We start from the raw sequence: 24,979 nt of genomic DNA, 5'->3' as shown, positions 1-24,979 counted from the left end.
TCATGGCCCTCCATAACCAATCCCCGCCGCGCCGCGGGAAGGAAAAGCGCCATGGACCGCACCCTGACTGCCCCTGCCCAACTCCAGTCCAGCCTGCCCCGCACGTCCTGGTACCTCCGCCTGTTCGCCATCGTCACCCAATGGCAACGCAATGCACGCACCCGGCACCAGCTCGCAAAACTGGACCCGCGAGCCCTGGCGGATGTCGGCATCAGTCCGAGCGAGCGCTACCAGGAGCTGGAGAAACCCTTCTGGCGTTGAGCCAGCACTGGCCCGGAAGGCCCATTTTGACTAGGCTTTCCATCCAGTCGACAGCACTTCTCGCGCTGTCGCTCCGGTCAGTCAAAGGAGTCCCCCATGACCTCTATTCGCCTGCTCAGCGCCGCAGCACTGCTGACGCTCGCCACCAGCGCCTCGGCCACCAGCTTCGTGGTTACCACCGATGCCGTGGTCAACGCCGTCGCGGCAACCTCGGATGCCACTTCGGACGTCACTTCGTCGTTCGATGACGACAAGATCGTTCTCGCCGCCCGCGACGACGCCGCCAGCTTCGTTGCCAGCGCCGGCGACATCCGTGGAGCCCAACTGGAAGCCGCGTTCAAGCACATCCGCAACCTGCAGCCGCAACTGGCCGCCAGCGACCTGCAACTGGCCCAGGCGATCCTCGCCCTCTAATGGCTCCCTCCGGGCCGCGCACCCTGCGCGGCCCACCCGGCTGCACGCCCCGCGCTGCCTGGCCCTCACCAGCTCATTTCCGCTAACCTTCGCGCCCTACGCCCGTGGCCGAGAACCGCCGACGGGGATTTCCGTCCAATACCTTAGATACTTCACGGAGAGCTTCCATGCGCCGCTCGCTGTCTGTCGCAGCCATCGCCCTTTTCCTCGTTGCCGGCGCCGCCCAGGCCCAGACCTTGGTGGCTACCAGTAACATCATTGTTCGTGCGCTGGACCGTACACTCGATTTCACCTCCGACACCACCACCTCGATCCGCGACATGAAAGTGGTGATGGCCGCCCGCGACGACGCCGCCAGCTTCGTCGCCAGTGCCGGAGATATCCGTAGCGCCCAGCTGGAAGCCGCATTCGGCGCCCTGCGCGAGAAGTTCCCCCAAGCCCGCGAAGCCAGCGACCAGGTCCTGGCCGAGACCATCCTTGCCCTCTGACCCTTCGAGAATCGAACCCTGAACACCTTGTTGCGCCTCCTCTGCCTGGGCGGCCTGCTGGTTGCGGCCACGGCCCAAGCCGACTTGCGCCTGGTACTGGACGCCGAGGGCCTCACCCCGCCCCAGCGCCAGGCCAGCCAGCGACTCCTGGATGAGGCCCGCGCCGCGCTGCCGCCGGCCTTCGCCGAGCGCCTGGATCGCAAAGTGGAAGTCAGCTGGAGCGAAGACCTGCCGGAAAACGGCTACGGCCGCGCCACCCGCTTCGACGCCCTGGTGCTCAACCGGCGCCTGCTGCCCGGCCTCACCGACGGCAGTGCGGACAGGCAGACGACCAATCGCGTCCACGGTACGGTGCGCCGCGAGATGATCGCCACCGTGCTCCACGAGCTGACCCACCTCTACGACCGCGCCCGGCTCTGGTCCTCCGCCGACAGGACGCAACAGTTCCGCTGCCGCGCCCAGGCCGGGAGCAATGGCCTGGTCGGGCTCCCCGGAGACTGCCGGGGCCAGACCGAGCGCCGCTTCTCTTTCAGCGACGACCCGCGCCTGCTGGACCTTGCCGGCTGGCCCCAGTACGTCGGTAGGCGCGGCCAGCGCGAAGCGGAAAACCACCAGGTGGCGCGCAGCCCGGACATCTACGAACTGAAGAATTCGCGCGAGTTCGTCGCGGTGAACATGGAGTACTTCCTCCTCGATCCGTCCTATGCCTGCCGCCGCCCGGCGCTCTATCGCTATTACCGCGAACACTTCGGCTGGGCTCCGGCGGATCGCGCCGACTGCGCAAGCGGCTACGCCTACCTGAATGCCGGCCGCGACTTCGGCAAGCAGCCCCTGGGCAAGCTCGACCCCGAGCGGGTCTATGAAGTGGATTACCTGTTCGCCGAGGCCAACCAGAACTGGGTCAGCCGTTGGGGCCACAGCATGCTGCGCCTGGTGATCTGCGCCCCGGGCCGCCCGCGCGGGCCGGACTGCCGTCTCGACCTCGACCAGCACCTGGTGCTCTCCTACCGCGCCTTCGTCGGCGACGTGCAGCTATCCAGCTGGGACGGCCTCACCGGCGCCTATCCCTCGCGGCTCTTCGTACTGCCACTGCACCAGGTAATCGAGGAGTACACCAAAGTGGAACTGCGCAGCCTGGCCTCGGTGCCCCTCAAGCTCAACCGCGAGGAAACCGAAGCCCTGGTCGAGCACGCCGCCGAGATGCACTGGAGCTACGACGGCGACTACTGGTTCCTCTCCAACAACTGCGCGGTGGAAACCCTCAAGCTGCTGCGCAGCGGCACCGACCACCCGGCCCTGCGCGACCTCGACAGCATCATGCCCAACGGCCTGCTCAAGCTTCTCGAAGGCCGCGGCGTGGCGGACCGCGCCCCCCTGGAAGATCCCAAGGAAGCCTTGCGCCTGGGCTACCGCTTCGATTCCTTCCGCGACCGCTACCAGGCCATGTTCAAGGTCATCCGCGAGCGCCTGAAGGTGCCCCAGGAAGAGGTGGAAGACTGGCTGGAACTGACCGCCGAACAGCGCCGCCCATGGTTCGCCCAGGCCGACCTGCGCGCCAGCGCCGCCCTGCTCCTGCTGGAGCAAGCCGCCCAGCGCCGCCAACTGCTGCTGGCCCAGGACGAGCTCAAGCGCAACTACCTCAGTTCCCGTGAACAGGCCGGACAGACCCGCTTCGCCAAGGCCGGCGGCACCCTGGAGCAGATGCTCGCCAACAGCGGCTTCCTCAGCCGCCCGGCGGAGATGCTGCAAGGCGGCTATGGCCTGCCGCAAAGCGCCGAATGGAAAAATCTCGAAGCCGAAAGCAGTAGCCGCCAGCAGACCATGCGCAAGCTCAGCGACGACCTCGACCACGAAGTGCGCAGCCTGCTGGAGCCGCAGCGCATGGCCGAACTCAACGCTACGGAAGCCAACCTCAAGGCAATCGGTGCGCACCTGCGCCAACTGCACAAGGATGCCGGCGGGCTCGTCCTGCCCTGACCCGCCGCATATGGGTATCGCGGGGCTCCACCGATCCTGCGGGGCTGACGCCCGTAGGGTGCGCCGTGCGCACCGCGCCCGCCGTGCAGAAGTCCCGGTGCGCGCAGCGCACCCTACGCAGGCAGCTCCAATTCACAACTGCTCCTCATCCTCTTCCGGCAACTGCGGGTCCAGGCTCAGCCAGGGCAGACGGTTCTTCACCCAGATATGCCGGTCCGCAGGTGCCTTCTCCGGCTGGTCCAGGGTCGCCACGGTGATATCCAGGCTGTCCGGCGCAAGCTGGGTGAAAAACGCCAGTTGGCTGCCGCAATGGGGACAGAAATAGCGCACGGCGTTGCTCGACGAGGCGTATTCAGCGGGGGTGCCGGCGGTCCAGCGGAAACTCGCCAGGGGCACGGTGGCCCAGGTGGTGACGATGCCGCCGGTGGACCGCCGGCAAATGGAGCAATGACAGTGGGCGATATCGTCCATGGGCGCCTCGACGGCGTAGCGCAGCTGCCCGCAATGGCAGCCGCCGGTGTGCAGTTCGGCCATGGTGGTCTCCGCGAGCGGGGCTGCCTTTCACCCTAGCAGGCGGTTGCGCATCGGGGCGGGGATGCCGAAGATTGCCCTCTCATGCCTGACTGGATGTCACCGTGATCACCCTCCTGCAAGCCCTTTGGCCCCTCTTCGCCCTGATAGTCGGCGGCTACCTGCTGCGCCGCTTGGACTTCCCCGGCGACGCCTTCTGGCCCGCCGCCGAACGCCTCAACTACTTCATCCTGTTCCCCGCCCTGCTCTTCAGCAGCCTGGCCACCGCGCCGCTGGACAACCCGGCGCTGCCGCGGCTGGCGCTGGCGGTATTCCTCGGCCTCGGCATCGGCTGGGTCGCCCTGCTGCTCGCCCAGCGCCTGCTGGGCTGGCCGGCGGCGCGCTTCGGCGCCATCACCCAGGGCATCCTGCGCTTCAACACCTACCTGGGCCTGGCCGCCATCGGCAGCCTCTACGGCAAGGACGGCCTGGCCATGGCGGCGCTGATGCTGGCGCTGATGGTGCCATTGGTGAACCTGATGTCGGTCTGGGCATTGACCGCCGAGCGCGGCGTCAGCCTGCACGGCCTGCTGCTGCCGGTGGCGAAGAACCCATTGATCCTCGCCTGCCTGGCCGGCGCACTGGTCAATCTGGCGGGATTCGGCCTGCCCGGCGGCACCGACCGCCTGCTCAACCTGCTGGCCGTGGCCAGCCTGCCCCTGGGCCTGCTCTGCGTCGGCGCCGCCCTGCGCCCACAGGAGCTCGCCGGCGAAGTGCCGGCCCTGGCCTGGAACTGCGCGCTGCGCCTCCTGGCCATGCCCGCCCTGGCCTTCGCGGTGGCCCGCGTGCTGGGCCTGCCGGCGATGGAAAGCAACATCCTGGTGCTCTTCTTCGCCCTGCCCACCGCCCCCACGGCCTACGTGCTGACCCGCCAACTGGGCGGCGACAGCCACCTGATGGCCGGCATCATCACCCTGCAGACCCTGCTCGCCGCCGGCAGCCTGCTGCTGGTCATGCGCGCCGTGTCCACCTGAGGCGTCCAGGCGGCCTGGCCGCCGTTCGTCGATAAATCCCCACGCAATCGGCTCCGATCACCGCCGAAAGCTGGCTGAAAGGTTGCGGGCTTAGCATCCGCCCCATTGCCGGCAAGAGACCGGCATTCCGACAACAACAAGATTGGTGATCGCCATGTTCCATTCCTGCTGCCGTCCCGGCACTCCTCCGCCCGCTCTCCGCACGCCTTCGGCCACGCGCTGACCCGCCCCCGTCCCGCCCGAACCACGTCCGGAGAATCGCCATGCTGACTCTGCTCGGCTTCGCCATGGTCATCTGCTTCATGTACCTGATCATGACCAAGCGCCTGTCCGCCCTGATCGCCCTGATCATCGTTCCCATCGCCTTCGCCCTGATCGGCGGCTTCGCCGCGGGCATCGGCCCGATGATGCTCGAAGGCATCGGCAAGCTCGCCCCCACCGGGGTGATGCTGATGTTCGCCATCCTCTACTTCGCCCTGATGATCGACTCCGGCCTGTTCGACCCGGCCGTGCGCAAGATCCTCAAGCTGGTCAAGGGCGACCCGCTGAAGGTCTCCATGGGCACGGCCGCCCTGGCCCTGATCGTTTCCATGGATGGCGACGGCGCCACCACCTACATGATCTGCGTCGCCGCCCTGCTGCCGCTGTACAGCCGCCTGGGCATGAGCCCGCTGATCATGGCCGGCCTGATCATCCTCGCCGGCGGCATCATGAACATGACCCCCTGGGGCGGCCCCACCGCCCGCGCCGCCAGCGCGCTGCACGTGGACCCGTCGGATATCTTCGTGCCGATGATCCCGGCCATGATCGCCGGCGCCATCGCCCTGTTCGGCCTCGCCTGGGCCTATGGCAAGCGCGAGCGCGCGCGCCTCGGCGTGCTGCACCTGCCGGACGACCAGATCAACCATGACGAGATCAGCGTTTCGCAGTTCCCGGAAGCCCGCCGTCCCAAGCTGCTGTGGGTGAACGCCGCGCTGACCGCCGCCCTGATGGTGACCCTGGTTGCCGGCCTGCTGCCGCTGCCGGTGCTGTTCATGATCGCCTTCAGCCTGGCCATGATCATCAACTACCCCTGCCTGCAGCAGCAGAAGGAACGGGTCGCTGCCCATGCCGGCAACGTCCTGGCGGTGGTGGGTCTGATCTTCGCCGCCGGCATCTTCACCGGCATCCTCTCCGGCACCGGGATGGTGGAAGCCATGTCCAAGAGCCTGCTGGCGATCATCCCGCCGTCGATGGGCCCCTACATGGCGGTGATCACCGCGGTGGTGAGCATGCCGTTCACCTTCTTCATGTCCAACGACGCATTTTATTACGGGGTGTTACCGGTTCTGGCGGAAGCGGCGGGCCATTACGGCATCAGCCCGGTGGAGATGGCGCGGGCCTCTATCGTAGGCCAGCCGGTGCATCTGCTGAGCCCGCTGGTACCTTCGACCTACCTGCTCGTGGGCCTGGCCAAGGTGGAGTTCGGCGACCACCAGCGCTTCACATTGAAGTGGGCGGTGATGATTTGTCTGTGTATCCTCGTCGCCGCCTTGCTGCTGGGTGTGTTCCCGCTCTTCGGATCGCACTGACAGCCGCCGAATGACACCCCCGAACAAGCCGGAAACTGCGTAAGCTCCTTCCGGCTTGTTAGTGCCCATCCCTAGACCAAGAAACTCACGAGGATCAACGCATCATGGAATGGCTGACCAGCCCGGAAATCTGGGTCGCCTTCTTCACCCTGACCGCCCTGGAAATCGTCCTCGGCATCGACAACATCATCATGATCGCCATCCTCGTGGGGCGCATGCCGCCGCACCTGCAGGCGCGCACCCGGTTCTTCGGCCTGGCGCTGGCGATGGTCACCCGCATCCTGCTGCTGCTGTCCATCACTTGGATCATGCGGCTTACCACCGACCTGTTCGAGCTGTTCGGCCAGGGCATCTCCGGCCGTGACCTGATCCTCTTCTTCGGCGGCCTGTTCCTGCTGTGGAAGAGCAGCTCCGAGATGTACCAAGGCCTGGAAGGCGAGGACGAAACCGAAGGCGAGCCCAAAAGCATGGCCGGCGGCTTCGTCGGTACCATCATCCAGATCGCCATCATCGACATCGTGTTCTCCCTGGACTCGGTGATCACCGCCGTCGGCATGGTCTCCAACGTGCCGGTGATGGTCGCCGCGATCGTCGTCGCCGTGCTGGTGATGATGCTGGCCGCCGGCACCATCAGCAGCTTCATCGACCGCCACCCGAGCCTGAAGATGCTGGCGCTGTCCTTCCTGGTCGTGGTGGGTACCGTGCTGATCGCCGAATCCTTCGAAGTCCACGTACCGAAGGGCTACGTCTACTTCGCCATGGCCTTCTCTCTGGCCGTGGAGGCGCTCAACATCCGCGCGCGCGTCGCCCGCGGCCGCAAGGAAGACCCGGTGAAACTGCGCCGGGACATCATTGGCGAGTAAGCCGACGCAATGAAAACGGGGCCAGATGGCCCCGTTTTTTATTGCGCCCCTGCAAGGTCCTCACCTCAATACCCCTTCAACTCCTCCGCCCTGAAGCCACGGAAACTGCCACTGCCCAGCACCAGCTGGAGCAGGCTGTCCATGGTCTGCAGGTCGTTGTCGAAACCGCCGTGGCAAGTGCTGCGGCTGGCCGGGCTGCTGGTGGCGGCCACCACCAGCGCGCTGCCCGTCGGCTGCTGGGGCGGCAGGAATTTCTGCATGCCCAGCAGCGGCACTCGCCTCCGCTTGTCTTCCAGGGCGTTGGAAACCAGGTAGAGCAACGACTTGCGGTAGGCACCGGCAACGTTGTCCTCCTGCTCGGCCTGGTCCGAGAGCACGAATACCGTCTGCTGGCGGATGCCGTGGCCCAGCGCCTTGAGGAAGGTCGCCTGGTACAGCTCCAGGGTGCAGGCCGGGGCGAACAGCACCAGGTTGTGGATAACCGGCCCGCCCAGCCCCTGCCAGGCCTGCAGCAGCCGCGCATGCCAGATGGAGCCGGCGCTGTGTCCCACCAGGTGGACCTTGGGCGCCTGCGCCCCCTGGGCTGCCAGCCAGCCGAGCAGGCGTTGCAGCACCAGCATGCCGGCGGCCTTCTTCTGGAAGGCGCGTTCGGCGTCCAGCTTCATTTCCTGCCAGAGGGCGAAGCCCAGGGGCTGGACCAGGTTTTCCACCTGGTTGTCCCACCAGGAACTGACCGAGCCGACCCGCTCGCCCACCAGGGGCAGCTTGCTCAGCAGAATGTCGCCCAGCTCCGCGAGCAGGCCGGTTTCCCAGATGAAATGCAGCTCGTGCACACCGTTGTCGCGGAACGCCGGCCGCCACTTGAAGGTGCGCATAGCCGAGCCATTGACGCTGTTCAGCCCGCCATGGGCGTAGAGCAGCAGGTGTTTGGGCCTGCTGTGTTGCAGTTCCTCGATGATGGCCTCGACCTGGGCCAGGTCGGAGGCATATTGGCCCAGGCCGTCGAACTGGCCGTTGTCGATGTGCAGGTAGTGCAGGTAAATGGCCTCCTGCGGCGGGCCAACCAGCGCCAGGCGGGCGGTGCCGCCGTCGGAGACGTAGCGGGTCGCGGTATCGGTAACCCCGTGGTTGACGCTGACCCCCAGCTGCGCCACCCACACGTCCCAGACGTTGGCCTCGAAATCTGCGTAGCTCCACAGCGCCACTCCGGCATGGGCCCGCTTGTCGCGACCATAGCCGCCCCAGTCGGGCCCCCAGGAGTTCTGCACCAGGAAGCCGTCACGGGTGTAGCCGATGATGGCGAAGGCGTGCCCACCGCCGACATCCAGGGCATCCGGCTTCCAGTCGATCACCCCGCGCCGCGGCGCGCGCCAGCCCTCGTGGGTCCGGGCCGAGGCGAAGAGCACACCGACATCGCGCAGCGCCGCCTGCACGTCATTGATCCGCGAGAAGACCCGGAAATAGGCGCCCAGGGGAATATCCAGGGCCTCCTGCTGGATCTCCGGGGTCAGCGCGACCTTGCGTCCCAGCGGCCAGCTACCCTCCAGGCAGACCCCATGCTTGTGCCAGCCCTTCATGGCGCCACGGGCGCTGCTGAAGTCGTAGTTCTCGCCGGGCCACTGGTCATAGCGGCGGGCCATGGCGAAAAGCATCGCCGGGCTGACCTGGCCAGCCAGTCCGCGCCGGCTGCGCAGGTAGTTGACCGCCGCCGCCAGGCCGAAGCCGGTGCAGGCGCCTTCCTCACCCTGGTCGAGGATGTGCAGCAACTGCCAGTCCGGGTAGAGCTCATCCGGCAACGGCGCCAGGGAAGCGGAGTAGGTGAGGTCGCGGAAGTCCATGGAGTCGCGGCGAACATCCAGCCGCTTGGCGGTGGCCTTGCTGCGGGGTTTGGCTGGGGCGGGGCGCTTGGCCATGTTGACCTCCCTGTCCGGGTCCGGGCGACATAGGCAAGGATTGACCGCTTTTAGTGACCAGGCGGGATTGCTGACGAATGGTGCAGGGGCGCTCTCCCTCTTGTGGGGGCGAATTCATTCGCCCAGCAGGCCGAAAGTCTGCCCCTGGCTCCAGGTCGGGGCTGCTGCGCAGCCCTTGGCGGATGAATTCGCCCCTACAGGAACCATCCGAATCCAGGATCAGAACAGGCTCAGCTGATCCTGTGCAGGCGGCGATGCGGGCGGAGGAGGGTTGGGCATCAGGGCCGTCACCCCCAGGCGTTCGGCCAGGCCGGCGGCGCGTTCGGCCTTGGTCGAGACCGCCTCCGACAACCGTGCCGGCAGGCCCCAGATTTCCACCTTCCGCTTGGCCCGCGTGATGCCTGTATAGAACAGCGCGCGGCTGAGCAGTGGGCTAGGTTGCTCCGGCAGCGCCAGCAGCACCTCGGCGAACTCCGAGCCCTGGCTCTTGTGCACCGTCATGGCGAAGGCGCTGTCGTGGCTGGGCAGGCGTGCCGGGGCGAAGGGGCGGTAGCCCTCGTCGCCTTCGAAGAAGACTCGCAGGCCGTGGGGCGTGGCCAGGCAGAGGCCGATATCGCCATTGAACAGGCCAAGGGCGTAGTCGTTCTGCCGCACCATCACCGCGCGACCGGGATACCAGCGTTCACGGGCGGGGATGCCCAGGCGGCGCTTGATCCGTGCCTCCAGTGCTTCGTTGATGCCACCCACGCCCCAGGGGCCGTCGCGCTGGGCAGTGAGGGCACGGAAGCCATTGAAGGCGGCGAAGGCCGAGGCGGGATCGGCCAGGCGCACGGCGGCGAAGTAGGGCGCATAGCCCTTTTCCAGCCGTTCCAGCAAGGCGGCCGGAGTGGGCCCGGCGTTCCAGGCCAGGTCCGGATGGGCGCCGCGCAGCAGATCCAGGGTGCCGCGCGCGTCGCCGGTATTGATCCGGCGCGCCAACTCGCCGATGCCGCTGTCGCCGGCGAAGCGGTGGCTGTGGGTCAGCAGCACCACGGCATCGCCCAGTCGCGAACGCGGGCTCTCCACCGGCACCCGCTGGCCGGTGATGCGCGTCAGGTCAGCTGCCGCCGTGGCATCCAGGCCGCGTCCTTCGCAGAGTTCGGCGAACACCGCGCCGGCTTCCACCGCCGCCAACTGGTCCTTGTCGCCCAGCAGGATCAGCCGCGCATTGGGCGGCAGCGCGTCGAGCAGCTTGGCCATCAGCGCCAGGTCGACCATGGAGGCCTCGTCCACCACCAGCACATCCAGTGGCAGCGGATTATCGGCATGGTGACGTACCTGCGGGCTGTCGCCACGGCTGCCCAGCAGGCGGTGCAGGGTGCGGGCCTCCTCGGGCAACGCGGCCTTGATAGCGTCGCTCACCGGCAGCTCGGCCTTGGCGTTGCGAATGGCCTCGGCCATGCGTGCGGCGGCCTTGCCGGTGGGCGCCGCGAGGCCGATGGCCAGGCGCTGGCCGTCGGGCTGCTCCAAAAGAGCCGCGAGCAGGCGCACCACGGTAGTGGTCTTGCCGGTGCCGGGGCCGCCGGAGATCACCGCCAGGTTGCGCCTCACGGCCTGGGCGGCGGCGAGGCGTTGCCAGTCCGGCTGCTGGGTGTTGCGGGCGAAGAGCCGCGCCAGGGATTCGCCGAGCTGCGCTTCGTCCACCTCCGGCCGCGCCGCCGCACGTTGCAGCAGGCTGTCGGCCAGGCGTGCCTCGTAGGCGTGGTAGCGGCTGAGGTAGAGGCGCGCGCCGTCCAGGGTCAGGGGTGCATAACCGCCGGGCGGAGCCACCAGGGGCGAGGCCTGGAGGGCATCGATCCAGGCGGGCAGGGCGGGTGCCTGGACACCGGGACTGCTTTCGGCGAACAGCAGCTGCCCGGCCACCCGCGCCAGGGGCAGGCAGACGTCCCCTGCCCCCAGGGCCTGGCAGCACAGGGCGGCCGCGGCCAGGACCGGCTCCGGCGCCTGCGGGTCGAGGCGTTGCAGGGTTTCGGCGAAATGCCGCTCCAGCGGGCCCAGGGGCCATTCGGCGAGGCTCATCAGCGGCCCTCCGCGAACAACAGGTCCAGCGCATCCAGCAGGCTGTCGGCGGGACGATGGAAGAACACCCCGGCGTCCGGCATGCCGCGCAGGAACAGATAGTAAGCGCCGCCCAGCTGCTCGCTGGAGAAACCATCCAGGCGCTGGCGCAGGAAGCGCCGCAGCGCCACCAGGTAGATCAGGTACTGCAGGTGGTAATGCTCGGCGGCGATCGCCTGCTCCAGGCGTTCGCCGCCGTAGTAGCTGGCATCCGGGCCGAGCCAGTTGGACTTGTAGTCGGCGATGTACCAGCGCCCGGCATGCTCGAAGGTAAGGTCGATGAAGCCCTTCATGAAGCCCTTGAGGGTGTCGAACTCCAGGCGCTCGGCGGCGGCGCGCATGGGCTCAGGCAGGCCATGGGCGGGGTCGGCCAGCAGCGCGCGCAGGCGAGTTACGTCCAGCTCGGCCACGGGGAAGGTGAAGCCCAGTTCCGGCAGCCGGCGATTCGCCGCCAGGGCCGACAGGCGCAGGCCCTGGCCGTCCAGGTCGGTATCCAGCACCAGTTGCAGGTGGGCGCTGGCGATCTCCGCCCAGGTGTCCGGCAGGCCATGGCCCTGCAGGTGCTTCTGCACCAGCGCGGGCAGTTCGCCCTCGCCGCGCACCCAGTCCTCCAGCATCGCGTGCAGGCAGGTACCTGCGCGGGCGCCACGGGGGAAGGCGAAGAAACCGCTGCCCGGCTCGCTGGCAGGCGGCACCGCCAGGGTGTCGCGGTCCGGCGCCTCCATGTGCAGGCCGGCGGCGAGGCCGGAGAAGCTGCCCACCCGCCAGGCGCTGGACAGGCCACGGTCCAGGGTCGACAAGCCGGCCGGGGTCAGGGCACGGGACTCGCCCTGGGCGCTGGCTTCTTCGGCTTGCGGTGCGACCAGGGCGATATGGCCGCCGCTGGCGCCGGCCAGGACCTCCAGCTCGGCGCGCAAGGCCGCGCCGTCGCCGGCAGCCAGGTGGCGGGCGAGGGCGCCCAGCACGTCCGCGTCATCCAGTTCGCGGCCATGCAGCAGCCAGGCGAGGGCGCAGCTGTGGAGCCCGTCTTCCGGCAGCTCGCCGTCCTTCTTCGCCTTGGGCAGGGCCACCGGGCCCCAGTGCAGCCAGAGGCGGTCGCGGGCACGGGTCAGGGCCACGTAGGCCAGGCGCAGGCGCTCGGCGAAGCGTTCGCGGCGTGCCGCGGCGCGGTGCTCGTCGAAGCGCTCGCCGCCCAGGTCCAGCAGCGGCGTGCCGTCCTCGGCATGGCAGGTGATGTCTTCGTCGCGGCGCAGCAAGGCGCCGTCCCAGAGGTAGGGGCAAAACACCAGGGGATATTCCAGGCCCTTGCTGGTGTGCACCGTGACTATCTGCACCCGTTCGGCATCGCTCTCCAGGCGCAGCAGGGCGTCATCACCGTGGCTTTCGGCCGCGCGCTGGGCGTTGAACCAGGCCAGCAGGGGCTCCAGGCCGGGGCGCTGGAGGCTTTCGCTCTGCAGCAGTTCGGCCAGGTGGAGGAGGTTGGTGAGGCGCCGCTCACCGTCGGGCAGGGCGATCAGGCGTTCGGCTACGCCCTGCTCGTCGAGCCAGGCACGGAAGGCGCGCATGAAGCCCTGCTGCTGCCAGAGCTGGTGGTAGCGTTCAGCGTTCTCGCGCTCCTCGTCCCAGGCATGTTCATCGTCCTGGCAGCGCGCCAGCTGCTGGGCGTCGCGGCCCAGCAGGCGGGTGGACAGGGCATAGCGCAGCACACCTTCGCGGCCCGGTTCGGCATAGGCGGCGAGCACCGCCGCCAGTTCCTCGGCTTCCTCGCTGTGCCAGACGCTGTCACGGCCCCGGCGCACGCTGGGCACGCCACGGGCGGCCAGCTCTGCGGCAACGTCGCCAGCCTGGCGATGGCTGGCCACCAACACGGCGATATCACCCCCCTTGACCGGCGAACGCCGGCCATCTTCGTCAAAATAGGCCTCACCCCTGCTGCTTGCGGCCAGCAAGCCGGCGATGCGTCGGGCCGTGTCGACGGCCACGGCGCTGCCGGCCTCGCCCTTACCCAGGGACTCGTCACCCAGCCAGACCAGCTCCAGCGGCGCGCCAGGCTCGGGCAGCACCAGCTGCGCGCGGGCCTTGCTGCTGGCGCCTACCGGCGGATAGTCCAGGCCCGGCTCGGCGAAGGGCAGGGGGCGAGCGAACACCCGGTTGAGCGCGGCGATCAGCTGTGGCGTGGAGCGGTGGTTGGTGTCGAGGCTGTATTGCCGCGCGGCCTCCTCGCGAGCCTTGAGGTAGGTGGCGAGGTCGGCGCCACGGAAGGCATAGATGGCCTGCTTGGGGTCGCCGACGAAGCAGAGGTCGCCCTGGTTTTCGTAGACCCGGTGGAAGATGGCGTACTGCACCGGGTCGGTGTCCTGGAACTCGTCGATCAGCGCCACCGGGTAGCGCTCGCGCAGGGCCTCGCCGAGGGCCTCCCCGGCCGGGCCACGCAGGGCGTCGTCGAGGCGGTTGAGCAGGTCGTCGAAGGCCAGCAGGCGCTGGGCTGCCTTGCGCGCCGGCAGCTCCCGGTCGAGCGCTTCCAGCAGGTGCACTTGCATGGCGATCAGGCGCGCATCGCCAGCCGGCCTGGCTTCCTCAAGCGCATCGAAGAGCCGTTGCAGGGCGGCGCAGACGGGATGATCCGGGGCGTCGAAGCCTTTCTTGGTGGCCTTGGCCAGGGCCTCGGCGCCAAGCTTCTCCAGGCCGGTGGGTGGGGCGAAGAGGGCGGCCGGATCGGCGAAGTAGGCGTCCAGCTCGGTCTGCCAGAGGGCGAACTTCGCCGCGTCGTAGCTGCGCTTGTTGAGGCTGTCGAGTTGCGCCAGCTGGGCCACGCACTCGGTGCCCAGACGCTGCCAGAAGCCCTGGGCGTGAGTCCAGGCATCGCTGGCGCCGGACAGGTCGCCCAGCTCCAGCTCGCTGGGCTCGATGCGCAGGTAGGGCTTGCCCAGGTGCGAGCGCAGGCGCTGGCGCAGCCAGATCGGCGTGATGCGCTTCTGTGCGAGGAAGCGCGCCCAGGCCGGCTCGGCCTCGGCCAGCTCGCGGCGCCAGAGATCGGCGAGCAGCGCATCCAGCACTTCGCGGTCGTCGGTGGCCAGTTCGCTGTCGAAGTCACCACCAGCCTCGAAGGCGGCGTCCTGCAGGGCGCGCTGGCAGAAGCCGTGGATGGTGAAGATGGCCGCCTCGTCGAAGCCATGCACCGCCAGCAGCAGGCGCCGGTGGGCGTCCTCGCCCGGGTACTGGGCATGCAGCCCGGCCAGCACTGGGTCCGGCGCCGGCGCGCCTTCGTACATGGCCAGCAGCGCCGCCAGCCGCGCGCGGATGCGCTCGCGCAGTTCGGCGGTGGCGGCGGTGGTGTAGGTCACCACCAGGATCTGCCCGACGTTCAGCTGCCGCTCCAGCAACAGCCGGGCATAGAGCGCGGTGAGGGTCCAGGTCTTGCCCGTGCCGGCGCTGGCCTCGATCAGGCTGCGGCCGGTGAAGGGGTCGTTGAGGAGGTCGAGGCTCATGAACGGCCCTCAGTCAGCAGGCGGCAGGGCAGGCCTGCGGCCTGCTTCGCGAATGAATTCGCCCCCACAAGGAGCATTGCATCAATCCTCATCTCCAACTCCCGCCAGGGCATCCAGGGCCGGGCCGAGCAGGGTTTCGGCCAGTTGCTCGAAGCGTTCGCCCAGGGGTTCGCGGTCGCGGAAGGCGAGGGCGTACCAGGGGTCCTGGCATTCGCCGACGGGGCCGAAGTCGAGGCCCTCCCAGGCCAGGCGGGCCTTGTCCCGGGCGGCGTCGAGGGGTTCCTTGCGGCCGGGTTTGCGCAGGCCATGGGCGAAGCCGTGGCTGGCCTTGGTGAGCAAGGGCAGGGGGCTGCTCAGGGCTTCGCGGTAGGCATGCAGCCAGGGTTCCAGCAGGTCGCGAGCGTTGGCCAGCGGGCCGGCCTGCCAGTCTCCGGCCGGGGAGAGCAGGCGGCTGTCGCGGGCGATGCCGGGCGTGGCGGACAGGTTGAGCAGCAGGTGGCGCAGCCAGAAGGGCGCCAGCTCCCACTCGCCGAGGCGATACAGGCGCCAGCCGAACAGCCCTTCCGGGGTGACGCCGTCCAGCCAGCCGTGGATGCGCACGCCGGCCAGTTCAATATCCACCAGCAGGGGTTGCGGCACGGCCTCGGGGCGCGCCTCGAACAAGCGCGGAGCGAAGGCGCGCACCGGGCCGCGCAGTTGGCCCCAGAGGGCGTGGCCCACCTCACCGACCGGCAGCCAGCCAGCGGCGCGGGCGATGCGTTTCTCGTCCACCTCGGACCAGCCGCGCTCCACGGCGTCCAGCGCCAACTGGCGCAGGCCGCGCCAAGCGGGGCCTTCGAGGCTGAACGGTTCGTCGCTGGCGAGGGCTTCCTCGGCCTCCGCCAAACGCAGGCCCAGGCGCTGTTCGAGGAGGAAGCGCGCCGGGTGGCGGAAGCACTGGATCAGCTGCGAAGGCTCCAGGGTCAGCCAGTCGGCATCCGGCTCCGGCAACGGCAGGGCAAAGGGCGCGGCAGCCGCCTGGGGCACTTCGGCCAGGCGCTGGGCCGCACGGAACCAGGGCGCGGCGAAACCGGCCTGCTGGCCGTCGGCGAAGTTGGCCGAGGCGAAGGGTTGCAGCGGATGGGCCACCAGCACGCGCTCGCTGGCCTTGCCATTGGCAGCCGTGGCAGTGAGGTCGATGGTTTCCAGCAGTTCGCTGACCAGCACCGAGGGCGGCAGGTGGGCGTTATCCCGCGGGTCGCGGCCGACGAAGCTGAGGTAGAGGCCGTCGCGCGCGGACTGCAGGGTTTCCAGCAACAGGTAGCGGTCATCCAGGCGCCGGGCACGGTCGCCGCGACGGGGCTTGCGGGTGATCAGGTCGAAGCCGGCGGCCGGGGTGCGGCGCGGGAAGGCGCCGTCGTCCAGGCCCAGCAGGCAGACCTGGCGGAAGGGCAGGCTGCGCATGGGCACCATGGTGCAGAAGGTAACGGCGCCGGTGAGAAAGCCCGAAGCGCCGCTGCCCTGGTCCAGGGCGGCCACCAGGTGCTGGCGCACCAGCGCCAGTTCCAGCGGGCGCTGGATGCCGGCGGCCTCGGCCTGGTCGCGCAGGGCGCCACAGGCCTGGGACAGCAGCAGCAGGGTGTCGCCCGCCTCGCGCTCGTCGAAAAGCTGGTCGATCAGGCCCTGCAGGGTTTCCGCCCACTCTGCCAGCGGGCGCGGCCGGGCCATGTCGTCGGCCAGGGCGCCGAGGCGCTGGACGAAGGCGGCGAGGCGCCCGAGCAACTGGGCGCGGGCGCCTTCCAGGGCGTCCAACGGCCAGCTGTCGCCCAACAAGGGCGGGGCGTCGCCGGCCAGTTGCGGCGGCGCGGCGAAGCCCAGCAGCAGGCGGTCGAGGCCCTGACGCCAGCTGAAGGCGCCTTCTTCCGGCAGGCCCAGGCGCGCCCGGTGGGTCGCATCGCGGCCCCAGCGCACGCCGGCATCCCGCAGCCAGTCGCGCAGCAGCGGCAGATCTTCGTGCTCGATGCCGGCGCGAGCGGCCAGGGCCGGCTGCTCCAGCCAGGCCAGCAGCTCTTCGGCAGCGAAGCGGCTCTGCGGCAGCTCCAGCAGGGCGAGGAAGGCCTCCACCAGCGGCAGTTCGGCGCGTAGGCTGCGGTCGGCCAGGCTGAAGGGGATGCGCGGCACGCCCTCGCGCGGGGCGAACACGGCCTCGATATAGGGGGCGTAGCGCTCGATGTCCGGGGTCAGTACCACGACCTGGTCCGGGCTCAGCGTGGGGTCAGCCTTGAAGCGGGCCAGCAGCTGGTCGTGCAGCACTTCCACTTCACGCAGGGGCGAATGGCAGAGGTGCACTTCCAGAGAGCGATCGTCCTCGCGCAGGGCCATGCGCTCCGCGGGACGGCGGGTGCGCAGGCGCAGGATATCGTTCTGCACAGCGCGAAGCAGGCTGCTGTCGGCGAGGTCTTCATCCTCGGCGTAGACGCCGATTTCCTGGCCACCCAGGGTGAAGAGGGCGTCGAAGAAGTCACGGCCCTGCTTGCCGAGGCTGGCCAACAGCGGGTGGCCGACATCCAGGTACCAGTCGTCGATCCCAGGCTCGGGCAACCTGGCCAGCTCGCGGATGTCGCGGATATCGCCCCAGGCCTCGCGACAGGGGTTGAGGGCGAAGAGGATCACTTCGCAATGCCGCGCCAGGCCTTCCAGCACCCGCATATGGTGCGGCGGCAGGCTGCTGATGCCGAACACCAGCAGGCGCTCGGGCAATCCGTCGATGGCCTCGCCGGCATGCAGCTTCGCCAGCAGGTCGCCCAGCAGGCGCGCGCGGTGGGGGTGGCCGTCGGCGGTGAGTTCGCGCCAGAGCAGGGCCTGCCACTCCTCGTCGGCGCCCAGTCCCAGCAGTTCGCCGCGCTCCCAGGCATCCAGCCAGTCGTCGCGGTAGAGCAGGTATTGGTCGAAGACGTCGGCGATGCGCGCGGCCAGGGTCAATCGGCGGCGCTCGTCGCCACCGCTGAGGTATTGGGCCAGGCGCGGCGCGCGCTCGAGGTTGGCCGGCTCGCAGAGCCAGTCGTAGAGGCGCCAGCCGAGGGTGACCGGGTTGAAGGCCGACTGCGGCGGCAGCTCGCCGAGCACCAGGCGGGTGACATCCCAGACGAAGCGCGCCGGCAACTGGATATCCAGGTGCATGGCGATGCCCTGCTTGCGCGCCAGCTGCAGGGTCAGCCAGCGGCCCATGCCCTGGCTCGGCACCACTACCCGGGCGGGCGCCAGCGGGTCCCGCTGGGGTTGTGCGAGCAGGGTGCAGGCCAGCTCGCCGAGGCTTTCCAGGTCGTTGGCGTGGTAGAGGTTGAGCATGGGGGCATCGCATCCTTGGGGTCGGCACAGGTTACCAGCCGGCCCGCTGGCGGTCGCCCCCGCTGGGCTTTCGCTTCGGATCAGAGCTCAGAGGCCGGCCCGCGCAATTTGGCGCGGATGCGCTGGGGCAGCGACCAGACATAGGAGAAGCCGATGCCCGCCGGATGGTTGAAGCGGTCGGCGCTGTCCTGGGCGGTGAGGCTGTAGTCGAACAGCGCGTCAAAGGTTTCCCGGCCTTCCACCCAGATCCCGCCCTTGTACAGGCACAGGCCGATGCTGCCGTTGACGTGGGCCTGGCTGGCCTCGACGAAAGCGTCCAGCGCCTGGCGCAACGGCGACCACCACTGGCCGCGATACACCAGTTCGGCATATTTGAGCGCCAGCTCGGCCTTGCAGTGCAGGGTGTCACAGTCGATGGTCAGGTCCTCCAGCTCGCGGTGGGCGAAGTGCAGGATGGCGCCGGCCGGACTTTCGTAGAGGGCGCGGTTCTTGATGCCCATCAGGCTGTTTTCCACCATGTCGACACGCCCCACGCCATGCCGGCCGCCCAGCTCGGTAAGGTGTCGCACCAGCTCCACTGGGGCCAGGCGCTGGCCATCGAGGCTCACCGGAACGCCCCGCTCGAAGCCGATCACCAGGCGCGCCGGCGCGTCCGGCGCCTGTTGGGGGTCTGTAGTCAACTGGAAGGCATTGACCGGCAATCGGGTGCGAAAGTCGTCGATGATGCCGCATTCCGTACTGGCACCCCAGAGGCTGCCATCCATGCTGAAGGGGCTGTCGGCCGTGGCGCTGACGGGTATGCCGAAGCGCTGGGCGTAGGCCAACTCCTCGTCGCGGGATTTCAGCTCCCATTCGGCACAGGGCGCCAGCACCCGCAGGGTCGGGTCATGGGCCACCACGCCGGCATAGAAGCGCACCTGGTCGTTGCCCTTGCCGGTGGAGCCATGGGCCACCGCCTGGGCGCCCTCGGCATGGGCGATGCGCACCAGGTGCCGGGCGATCAGCGGCCGGCCCAGGGGCGCGGCCATGGTGTAGCGCCGCTCGTAGAGGGCGCCGGCGCGCAGGGCGGGGAAGACGAAGTCGCGCAGGTACTCCTCGCGCAGGTCCTCGATGAACACCTTGCTGGCGCCGCTGGCCAGGGCCTTGGCACGGATCGCCGGTAAATCCTCGGGCTGGCCGAGGTCGGCGCAGAAGGCGATGACCTCCGCCTGGTAATGCTCCTTCAGCCAGCGCAAGGCGACCGAGGTGTCGAGTCCACCGGAATAGGCCAGGACTATCTTCATGGGTGCTCCCTCCCTGGATCACTGAACGCTCATGGAAGAACCTCATGCTAGATCATCCCGCTGATACCACCCTGGCCAGGGTCGCCGAGCGCTTCGGTACCCCGCTGTTCACCTACGACCTGGCGCGCATCCGCCAGCAGGCCACCAAGCTGCTGGCTGCCTTGCCGGCGGGCGCGATGGCGCATTACGCCTTCAAGGCCAACCCGTCTCTGGGCATCTGCCGCCTGTTGCGGGAAGCTGGGCTGGGCGCCGACATCAGCTCCGAAGGCGAGCTGGTGACGGCCCTGGCCGCGGCCTACCCGCCCGAGCGCCTGCTGTTCACCGGCCCGGCCAAGTACCCGGCCCTGCTGGAACGCCTTGGCGCCGCGCGCCCGGCCCTGGTGGTGCTGGAATCCCTGACCGAGGCCCACCGGCTGGATGCCCTGGCATGCCGCCTGGGCTATCGCCAGGACGTGTTGCTGCGCCTGCATCCACCGGCCGCGTTGCTGGAGGAGGCCGCCCGCGACGGCATCCAGGTGGCCGAGACGAGCAGCAAATTCGGCGTCGACGCCGGCCACCTGGCCGAGGCGCTGCCGGCACTGGACGCATTGCCCGGCCTGCGCCTGCGTGGCTTGCACTGCTACGTGGCGAGCAATGTGCTGGATGCGGACCGCCTGCTACGTCCGGCCCAGTGGCTGCTGGGCTTATTGGAAACGTTGCGCCGCGAAGGCCGGCCCAGCCTGGACTGCCTGGATATCGGCGGCGGCCTCGGTGTGCCCTGTGCCTCGGGCGAGGCGGCCTTCGACCTCGACCACTTTGCCCAGGGCCTGCGCGACCTGCAGGCCAGCGCCTCGACGCCGCTGCGCCTGCTGCTGGAGGTCGGCCGCTACCTGGTGGCCGAAAGCGGTTGCTACCTCACCCGGGTGCTGGATGTGCGCGAATCCCGTGGGCGCACCTGGGTGATAGTCGACGGCGGCATCCACAACCTGTTGCGGGGCTACAACGGCAAGGCCAACCGGCTGCTGCGACTGGTCGGCGGGAAGGGCCGGCCACTGCGCCAGGTCAGCGTCGCCGGTTGCCTGCCGACGCCCCAGGATGTGCTGGTGGAAGACCTCATGCTGCCTCGGCCCGAGCCCGGCGACCTGCTGGCCCTGCCCAACTGCGGCGCCTATGCCCTGCATCACAGCCTGCTGCATTTCGGCCTGCACCCGACGCCCGCCGAGGTGGCGCTGGAGGCAGGCGATGCGTGGCTGCTGCGCCAGCGCGGGGACGCCGAACGGGTGCTGGAGGGCCAGGCGATTTGCCGATGAACGTCATTTGACTTCTGACTTCGCGGGACTAGTGTCCAATCCACCAGGGAAGAACCATGGACGGGCGAATGGATGCGCATCGTTTTCTTCGGTTTTCAGCGCTGGGGGACCGAGACCCTCGAGGCCCTGCTCGCCAACGGCCATGAGGTGCCGCTGGTGGTGACCCACGCGCCCAGCCGCAACCCCGCCGACAATCTCTGGGCCGCCTCGGTGGCCGACCTGGCTGCCGCCGCCGGCATCCCCCTGGTCGAGTGCCGCTATGCCAACTCGCCGGCCCTGGCCGAGCAACTGGCGGCGCTGGAGCCCGAGCTGCTGGTGCTCTCCAACTGGCGTACCTGGCTTTCGCCCAAGGTCTGCGCCCTGGCCCGCCACGGCGGCATCAACCTGCACGATGCGCTGTTGCCACGCTACGGCGGCTTCGCCCCGATCAACTGGGCGGTCGCCAATGGCGAGTCCCAGACAGGCGTGACCGTGCACCGCGTGGAGGACGAGCTGGACCTGGGCGACATCCTGCTCCAGGAAGTCGTGCCCATCCGGCCCCAGGACACCGCCACCGATCTCTTCCAGCGCACCCTGCCGCTGTTCTCCAGCCTGGCCCTGGCCGCGGTGGACGCCCTGGCGCGCGGCAGCGCGCAGTTCACCCCCCAGGACCGCAGCCAGGCGACCTTCTTCCACAAGCGCGGCGAGCGCGAGATGCGCATCGACTGGTCGCTTCCCGCCCGCGATATCCACAACCTGATCCGCGCCCAGTCGCCGCCCTATCCGGGCGCTTTCAGTCATTTCCGCGGCCAGCGCATCGAACTGCTCAAGGCGGCACCGGCGCCACGGGACTATCGCGGCACGCCCGGCCGCCTGCTGGGCACACCCGACGGCGTGGTGGCCCTGTGCGGGCCGCCCGGCGCGCAGGGCCTGCTGATCGAGACGGTGGCGCCCGAGCAACGCGAGCCCATGCCCGCCAGCCAGTTCTTCGCCGGCTGCTCCGGCTATTTCGACTAGAGCGTTGAGGCCCGCGGCGGGCGCGGCCCGTCGTGGAAATGGAAGACCGCGATACAGAGGAGGAAAGGAGATGGACCAATACGTCATAGGCCCGAGCATCGGCATCGCCAGGGTCGGCAACAGCCCTGACGCCTTCTACCTGGCGCCGGACGCCATCGGCGGACGCCCGCTGGCCTGCGACGCCCAGGGCCAGCAGCTGTTCGACCGCGGACAGCCCATCTACGTCGAGCAGTACAAGGACCCGGAAGGCCGCATCAAGCGCCAGGCCGCGCGCTTCTGCGTATACGCCGTGGCGGCCGACGGCTCCACCCGTGAAATCACCCTGGACGACCCGCAGGTGGCCAACCTGCAATGGACGGTGCACGTCGCGAACAAGAAGGCCGCCTGGTACAACTTCCAGGAACTGCAGGGCAACCTGCTGCTGGGCCCGGACAACAGCTACGAGAAGGTCGGCGTGCCGCTGCGCAACGCCAACGTGACTAACGAGCAGCAGCGCCAGCAATTGATCATCGACCCGGGCCCGCGCACCCTCGACGGCCGCGGCGGCGTGGCCGACTTCTCCCGCGACAGCATCCCGCCGGACTACCGCTACGGCTCCTTCCCGCTACCGCCTTCCCAGGGCCTGCCGATAAACACCCTGGGCGAGATGCGCACCGACCAGGAGGGCCGCCTGCTGGTGCTCGGCGGCTACGGCCATGCCGGCGGCAACCAGCCGATCACCAGCTTCGCCGGCGCCGACGGCTGGCATGACGATATCGCCGATGGCCCGGTGACCTGCACCCTGACCTTCAAAAACGGCCAGGTGCTCACCCTCAATGCCTGGTGCATCGTCGGCTCGCCGAAGTTCGCCCCGGAACTGGAGAACATCGTCACCCTCGACGACCTGGTCTTTGACGTCGCGGTGCGCGACCTCGGCCTGCTCCCGGCGCTGTTCTCCAACGGCCGCTACAACCCCGACTACATCGCCAACTACAGCCGCGATATCGAACCCATCCTCAAGCGTCCCGGAGGCTACCGCTGGGTGGCCTCGGTACCGGCGCTGAACAGCTTCTCGCCGCCGCCCTTCGACGCCACGGATGCCAGCGAACGCGCCGCCGAGTACCGCCAGGCCTACTTCCGGCTGTTCCGCAACCCGGGGGACAACGGCTTCACCGACGGCCAGCAAGGCCAGCTCTTCGACGGCGATTCGGGCATTCCACTGATGCCGCTGAACTCGGGCTCCAACTCGGTGAGCAACGCGGTGCTGGCGAAGTTCCTCACCCTCACCCGCACCCAGTACTTCCTGCTCGGCCAGTGGGCTGCCGGCAAGTTCAGCCTGGACGCGCCGGCGTCGCTGCCAGGCGTCACCGCGCTGGACCGCGCCAGCGTCGGCAACTGTGTGGGTGGCCCGCTGTGCCCCGGCATCGAGGTGACCTGGAGCCTCTACAGCCCGGAACTTTACGAAGCGCCCTTCCGCATCCGCCACCGGCATGACGAGTCCTACTACTACCAGTACGGCCTGGACCCGCGAGAGAACGAAACCGTACCGGGCCTGGCGTTCCAGGGCTGCGAGCCAGGCGACCTGACCAAGCGCATGGCCATTCCCTGGCAGGCGGACTTCTTCCAGTGCACGGTGCAGTACGTCAACTTCACCGACCCGGAAGTGAACAAGCAGGACGGCGTGCCCAAGGCGCCCACCTACTATGCCTACTGGTGGCCGCCGCAAAGTCCGTGGAACGTGCTGCCCGGTGACGTCAGCGAAGCCTCGCAGTACCAGTCCGGCATCCCCTCCGCGCTGCAGTCGATCTACAGCCGGGGCATCAACAGCTTCTCGGAGATGATCCAGGCCTGGCATTACCTGGGCTTCATCACCAACGAGGCCACCGGGCCGTACCGCAACCTGTTCCCCTACTTCGTGGAGACTGAACGCAACAACGATCGCTTCGTCGCCGCCAGCGTCGCGGTGGCGGGCGCCGGCAACGCGGTGACCGGGGCCGACGCCAATTTCTTCAACACCTGGTACCTGGCGCCCGACCCGCAACGGCCGAAGGTGGACACTCGTCGCGCCATTCCCAAGCGGGGGCACCTTGCACACTGAGGGGCCGGGGACCCTCGACGTAGTGATCGCCGGGGGAGGGCCGGCCGCATGCGCGGCCGCCCTCACCCTGCGGCGCTACACCGGTCTCTCGGTGATTCTGGTGGAACGCTCGGGCTACGACGGCGACAAGGTGGGCGAAACCCTCTCCCCCGGCGTGCTGCCCCTGCTGGACTATCTCGGCGTGGGCGAGGCCTTCCGCGCGGCCAATTTCAGCCCGTCCTACGCCTTCACCGCGGCCTGGGGTGACGACCAGTTGCGCGCGCGGGATTTCCTCTTCACCGGCCGTGGCTACGGCTGGCACCTGGACCGGCGCCGCTTCGACGCGGGCCTGGCCAGCGCCGCCCGCGCCTTCGGTGCGCAGCTGCTGCTGAAGGCGCGGCTGCAGCAGGTGATACGCGAGGAGGACGGCTGGAGCCTCACCGTCAGCCTGGAAGACGCCGAGGTTCCGCTGCGCTGCGGCTACCTGATCGACGCCACCGGGCGCAGTGCCTGGCTGGCCCGTGCGCTGGGGGCGAAGAAGCAGCGTCACGACCACCTGGTGGGGATGGCCACTTACCACGACGCCGCCAGCGCGACGGTGGAAGCCTGCTCCCTGGTGGAGTCGGTGCCCATGGGCTGGTGGTACAGCGCGCCGGTGCCGGACGGTCGCGTGGTGTCGGTGCTGATGACCGATTCCGACCTGCTGCAGGAATGCCACGCCAGCCGTACCGCCTTCTGGCAAGCCGCTCTGGACCGGGCACCCCACACTCGCGCACGTATCGGCCAGCTCGAAGCACTGGAGCCACTGCGCGTCTGGCCGGCCCATTCGCAATCGCTGGAGCCCGGCAGCGGCGAGGGCTGGGCAGCGGCGGGCGATGCCGCGGCGGCGTTCGATCCGCTGTCGTCCATGGGCATCGGCTACGCCCTCAGCACCGGTATCGAAGCCGCCCGCCTGGCGGCCGCGCATTTCACCGACCGGGCCGACGAGCAGGCCCTGCGCCGGACCTATGGCGACGATATCCGCCGCCATGTCGATGAGTACCTCACGCTCAAGCGCGGCTACTACGGCGCCGAGGGGCGCTTTGCCCAGGAACCGTTCTGGGCGAGGCGGCAGGTGGGCTGAGCGCCATTGCGGATCATCGGCCGCAGGGTGCGCCGTGCGCACCAACGCCTGCGGCCGGGCCATGGTCCGCGCCAGCGTCGCCTCCGCCCGGTGCGCATGGCGCACCCTACCGCTGTCCCCATATACGGATGTAATCCTGGCTATGGGCACCTCGCGGAAATCACCTCAACTTTTTTCCCCAAGCCCTTGATCGATAACGAGCAGAATCCGGCGCGGCGAGCTTTACTTGTCAGCAGGTGCCAGAAAGTCAGGCGAATCCCGGAAATCACGCAAGACCATGAAGGTCTAA

17 protein-coding genes are annotated in these 24,979 nt (G+C 68.9%); 11 read left to right on the top strand and 6 right to left on the bottom strand.

Annotated elements, in window-relative coordinates:
* The first annotated feature begins 51 nt into the window (after positions 1–51).
* The 4 genes from E8F12_RS19350 (at position 52) to E8F12_RS19335 (ending at position 3,140) form a co-directional block, all read left to right on the top strand.
* Positions 52–261: a DUF1127 domain-containing protein gene (locus E8F12_RS19350; protein ID WP_280326812.1), complete on the top strand. Its 210-nt coding sequence runs from the start codon at positions 52–54 to the stop codon at positions 259–261.
* A gap of 96 nt (positions 262–357) precedes the next feature.
* Complete coding sequence (locus E8F12_RS19345; protein ID WP_280326811.1) at positions 358–675, top strand: DUF2388 domain-containing protein; 318 nt, start codon at positions 358–360, stop codon at positions 673–675.
* Between the two features lie 167 nt (positions 676–842).
* Complete coding sequence (locus E8F12_RS19340; protein ID WP_280326810.1) at positions 843–1,163, top strand: DUF2388 domain-containing protein; 321 nt, start codon at positions 843–845, stop codon at positions 1,161–1,163.
* A gap of 45 nt (positions 1,164–1,208) precedes the next feature.
* The gene (locus E8F12_RS19335) at positions 1,209–3,140 is read left to right on the top strand and encodes a DUF4105 domain-containing protein (RefSeq protein WP_280326828.1); all 1,932 of its coding nucleotides are present in this window, start codon (positions 1,209–1,211) and stop codon (positions 3,138–3,140) included.
* Between the two features lie 132 nt (positions 3,141–3,272).
* Here E8F12_RS19335 and E8F12_RS19330 read toward each other — a convergent pair whose 3' ends face one another.
* Positions 3,273–3,674, bottom strand: coding sequence for a GFA family protein (locus E8F12_RS19330; RefSeq protein ID WP_280326809.1), 402 nt, complete (start codon positions 3,672–3,674; stop codon positions 3,273–3,275).
* A gap of 89 nt (positions 3,675–3,763) precedes the next feature.
* Between E8F12_RS19330 and E8F12_RS19325 the strand changes: the two genes are divergently transcribed.
* From E8F12_RS19325 to E8F12_RS19315, 3 genes are all read left to right on the top strand, one after another.
* Positions 3,764–4,684 carry an AEC family transporter gene (locus tag E8F12_RS19325; RefSeq protein ID WP_280326827.1) on the top strand — a complete coding sequence of 307 codons (921 nt, stop codon included), beginning with the start codon at positions 3,764–3,766 and terminating at the stop codon, positions 4,682–4,684.
* A gap of 263 nt (positions 4,685–4,947) precedes the next feature.
* The gene (locus E8F12_RS19320; RefSeq protein WP_280326808.1) at positions 4,948–6,255 is read left to right on the top strand and encodes a CitMHS family transporter; all 1,308 of its coding nucleotides are present in this window, start codon (positions 4,948–4,950) and stop codon (positions 6,253–6,255) included.
* A 104-nt stretch (positions 6,256–6,359) separates the two neighbouring features.
* Positions 6,360–7,118, top strand: a complete 759-nt coding sequence (locus E8F12_RS19315) for a TerC family protein (RefSeq protein WP_280326807.1) — start codon at positions 6,360–6,362, stop codon at positions 7,116–7,118.
* Positions 7,119–7,183: 65 nt separating this feature from the next.
* Here the strand turns inward: E8F12_RS19315 and E8F12_RS19310 are convergent, their stop codons facing one another.
* The 5 genes from E8F12_RS19310 to E8F12_RS19290 form a co-directional block, all read right to left on the bottom strand.
* Positions 7,184–9,031, bottom strand: a complete 1,848-nt coding sequence (locus E8F12_RS19310; RefSeq protein ID WP_280326806.1) for a C1 family peptidase — start codon at positions 9,029–9,031, stop codon at positions 7,184–7,186.
* Between the two features lie 219 nt (positions 9,032–9,250).
* On the bottom strand, positions 9,251–11,089 hold the full coding sequence (gene recD, locus E8F12_RS19305; protein ID WP_280326805.1) for an exodeoxyribonuclease V subunit alpha: 1,839 nt from the start codon (positions 11,087–11,089) through the stop codon (positions 9,251–9,253).
* On the bottom strand, positions 11,089–14,616 hold the full coding sequence (gene recB / locus E8F12_RS19300; RefSeq protein ID WP_280326804.1) for an exodeoxyribonuclease V subunit beta: 3,528 nt from the start codon (positions 14,614–14,616) through the stop codon (positions 11,089–11,091). The genes recD and recB overlap by 1 nt, the downstream gene beginning before the upstream one ends.
* Before the next feature lie 81 nt (positions 14,617–14,697).
* Positions 14,698–17,943 (bottom strand): exodeoxyribonuclease V subunit gamma, encoded by a 3,246-nt coding sequence (gene recC / locus E8F12_RS19295; RefSeq protein WP_280326803.1) that lies wholly within the window; start codon positions 17,941–17,943, stop codon positions 14,698–14,700.
* 80 nt (positions 17,944–18,023) lie between these two features.
* Positions 18,024–19,226, bottom strand: coding sequence for an argininosuccinate synthase (locus tag E8F12_RS19290; RefSeq protein WP_280326802.1), 1,203 nt, complete (start codon positions 19,224–19,226; stop codon positions 18,024–18,026).
* A 44-nt stretch (positions 19,227–19,270) separates the two neighbouring features.
* On the opposite strand from E8F12_RS19290, the gene E8F12_RS19285 reads away from it, so the two are divergent.
* The 4 genes from E8F12_RS19285 (at position 19,271) to E8F12_RS19270 (ending at position 24,690) form a co-directional block, all read left to right on the top strand.
* Entirely contained in the window at positions 19,271–20,515 is a 1,245-nt protein-coding gene (locus E8F12_RS19285; RefSeq protein WP_280326801.1) for a hypothetical protein, read from the top strand.
* A 72-nt stretch (positions 20,516–20,587) separates the two neighbouring features.
* Positions 20,588–21,511 carry a methionyl-tRNA formyltransferase gene (locus E8F12_RS19280; protein ID WP_280326800.1) on the top strand — a complete coding sequence of 308 codons (924 nt, stop codon included), beginning with the start codon at positions 20,588–20,590 and terminating at the stop codon, positions 21,509–21,511.
* Between the two features lie 70 nt (positions 21,512–21,581).
* Entirely contained in the window at positions 21,582–23,588 is a 2,007-nt protein-coding gene (gene lodA, locus E8F12_RS19275; protein ID WP_280326799.1) for a CTQ-dependent lysine 6-oxidase LodA, read from the top strand.
* A complete protein-coding gene (locus E8F12_RS19270; RefSeq protein WP_280326798.1) occupies positions 23,578–24,690 on the top strand; it encodes a tryptophan 7-halogenase in 1,113 nt (370 codons plus the stop codon). The genes lodA and E8F12_RS19270 overlap by 11 nt, the downstream gene beginning before the upstream one ends.
* The last annotated feature ends 289 nt before the right edge of the window (positions 24,691–24,979 follow it).

Source organism: Pseudomonas sp. BN102 (assembly GCF_029871245.1).
Classification (GTDB): domain Bacteria; phylum Pseudomonadota; class Gammaproteobacteria; order Pseudomonadales; family Pseudomonadaceae; genus Metapseudomonas.
Note: the sequence above shows the minus strand (reverse complement) of the source record. Positions and strands in the feature narration are given on the sequence as shown.

Bases quoted from the DNA above. Each gene is read 5' to 3' on its own strand.
- E8F12_RS19350 (WP_280326812.1), top strand. From the start codon at position 52: ATGGACCGCACCCTGACTGCCCCTGCCCAACTCCAGTCCAGCCTGCCC.
- E8F12_RS19345 (WP_280326811.1), top strand. From the start codon at position 358: ATGACCTCTATTCGCCTGCTCAGCGCCGCAGCACTGCTGACGCTCGCC.
- E8F12_RS19340 (WP_280326810.1), top strand. From the start codon at position 843: ATGCGCCGCTCGCTGTCTGTCGCAGCCATCGCCCTTTTCCTCGTTGCC.
- E8F12_RS19330 (WP_280326809.1), bottom strand. From the start codon at position 3,674: ATGGCCGAACTGCACACCGGCGGCTGCCATTGCGGGCAGCTGCGCTAC.
- E8F12_RS19320 (WP_280326808.1), top strand. From the start codon at position 4,948: ATGCTGACTCTGCTCGGCTTCGCCATGGTCATCTGCTTCATGTACCTG.
- E8F12_RS19315 (WP_280326807.1), top strand. From the start codon at position 6,360: ATGGAATGGCTGACCAGCCCGGAAATCTGGGTCGCCTTCTTCACCCTG.
- E8F12_RS19310 (WP_280326806.1), bottom strand. From the start codon at position 9,031: ATGGCCAAGCGCCCCGCCCCAGCCAAACCCCGCAGCAAGGCCACCGCC.
- recD (WP_280326805.1), bottom strand. From the start codon at position 11,089: ATGAGCCTCGCCGAATGGCCCCTGGGCCCGCTGGAGCGGCATTTCGCC.
- recB (WP_280326804.1), bottom strand. From the start codon at position 14,616: ATGAGCCTCGACCTCCTCAACGACCCCTTCACCGGCCGCAGCCTGATC.
- recC (WP_280326803.1), bottom strand. From the start codon at position 17,943: ATGCTCAACCTCTACCACGCCAACGACCTGGAAAGCCTCGGCGAGCTG.
- E8F12_RS19290 (WP_280326802.1), bottom strand. From the start codon at position 19,226: ATGAAGATAGTCCTGGCCTATTCCGGTGGACTCGACACCTCGGTCGCC.
- E8F12_RS19285 (WP_280326801.1), top strand. From the start codon at position 19,271: ATGCTAGATCATCCCGCTGATACCACCCTGGCCAGGGTCGCCGAGCGC.
- E8F12_RS19280 (WP_280326800.1), top strand. From the start codon at position 20,588: ATGCGCATCGTTTTCTTCGGTTTTCAGCGCTGGGGGACCGAGACCCTC.
- lodA (WP_280326799.1), top strand. From the start codon at position 21,582: ATGGACCAATACGTCATAGGCCCGAGCATCGGCATCGCCAGGGTCGGC.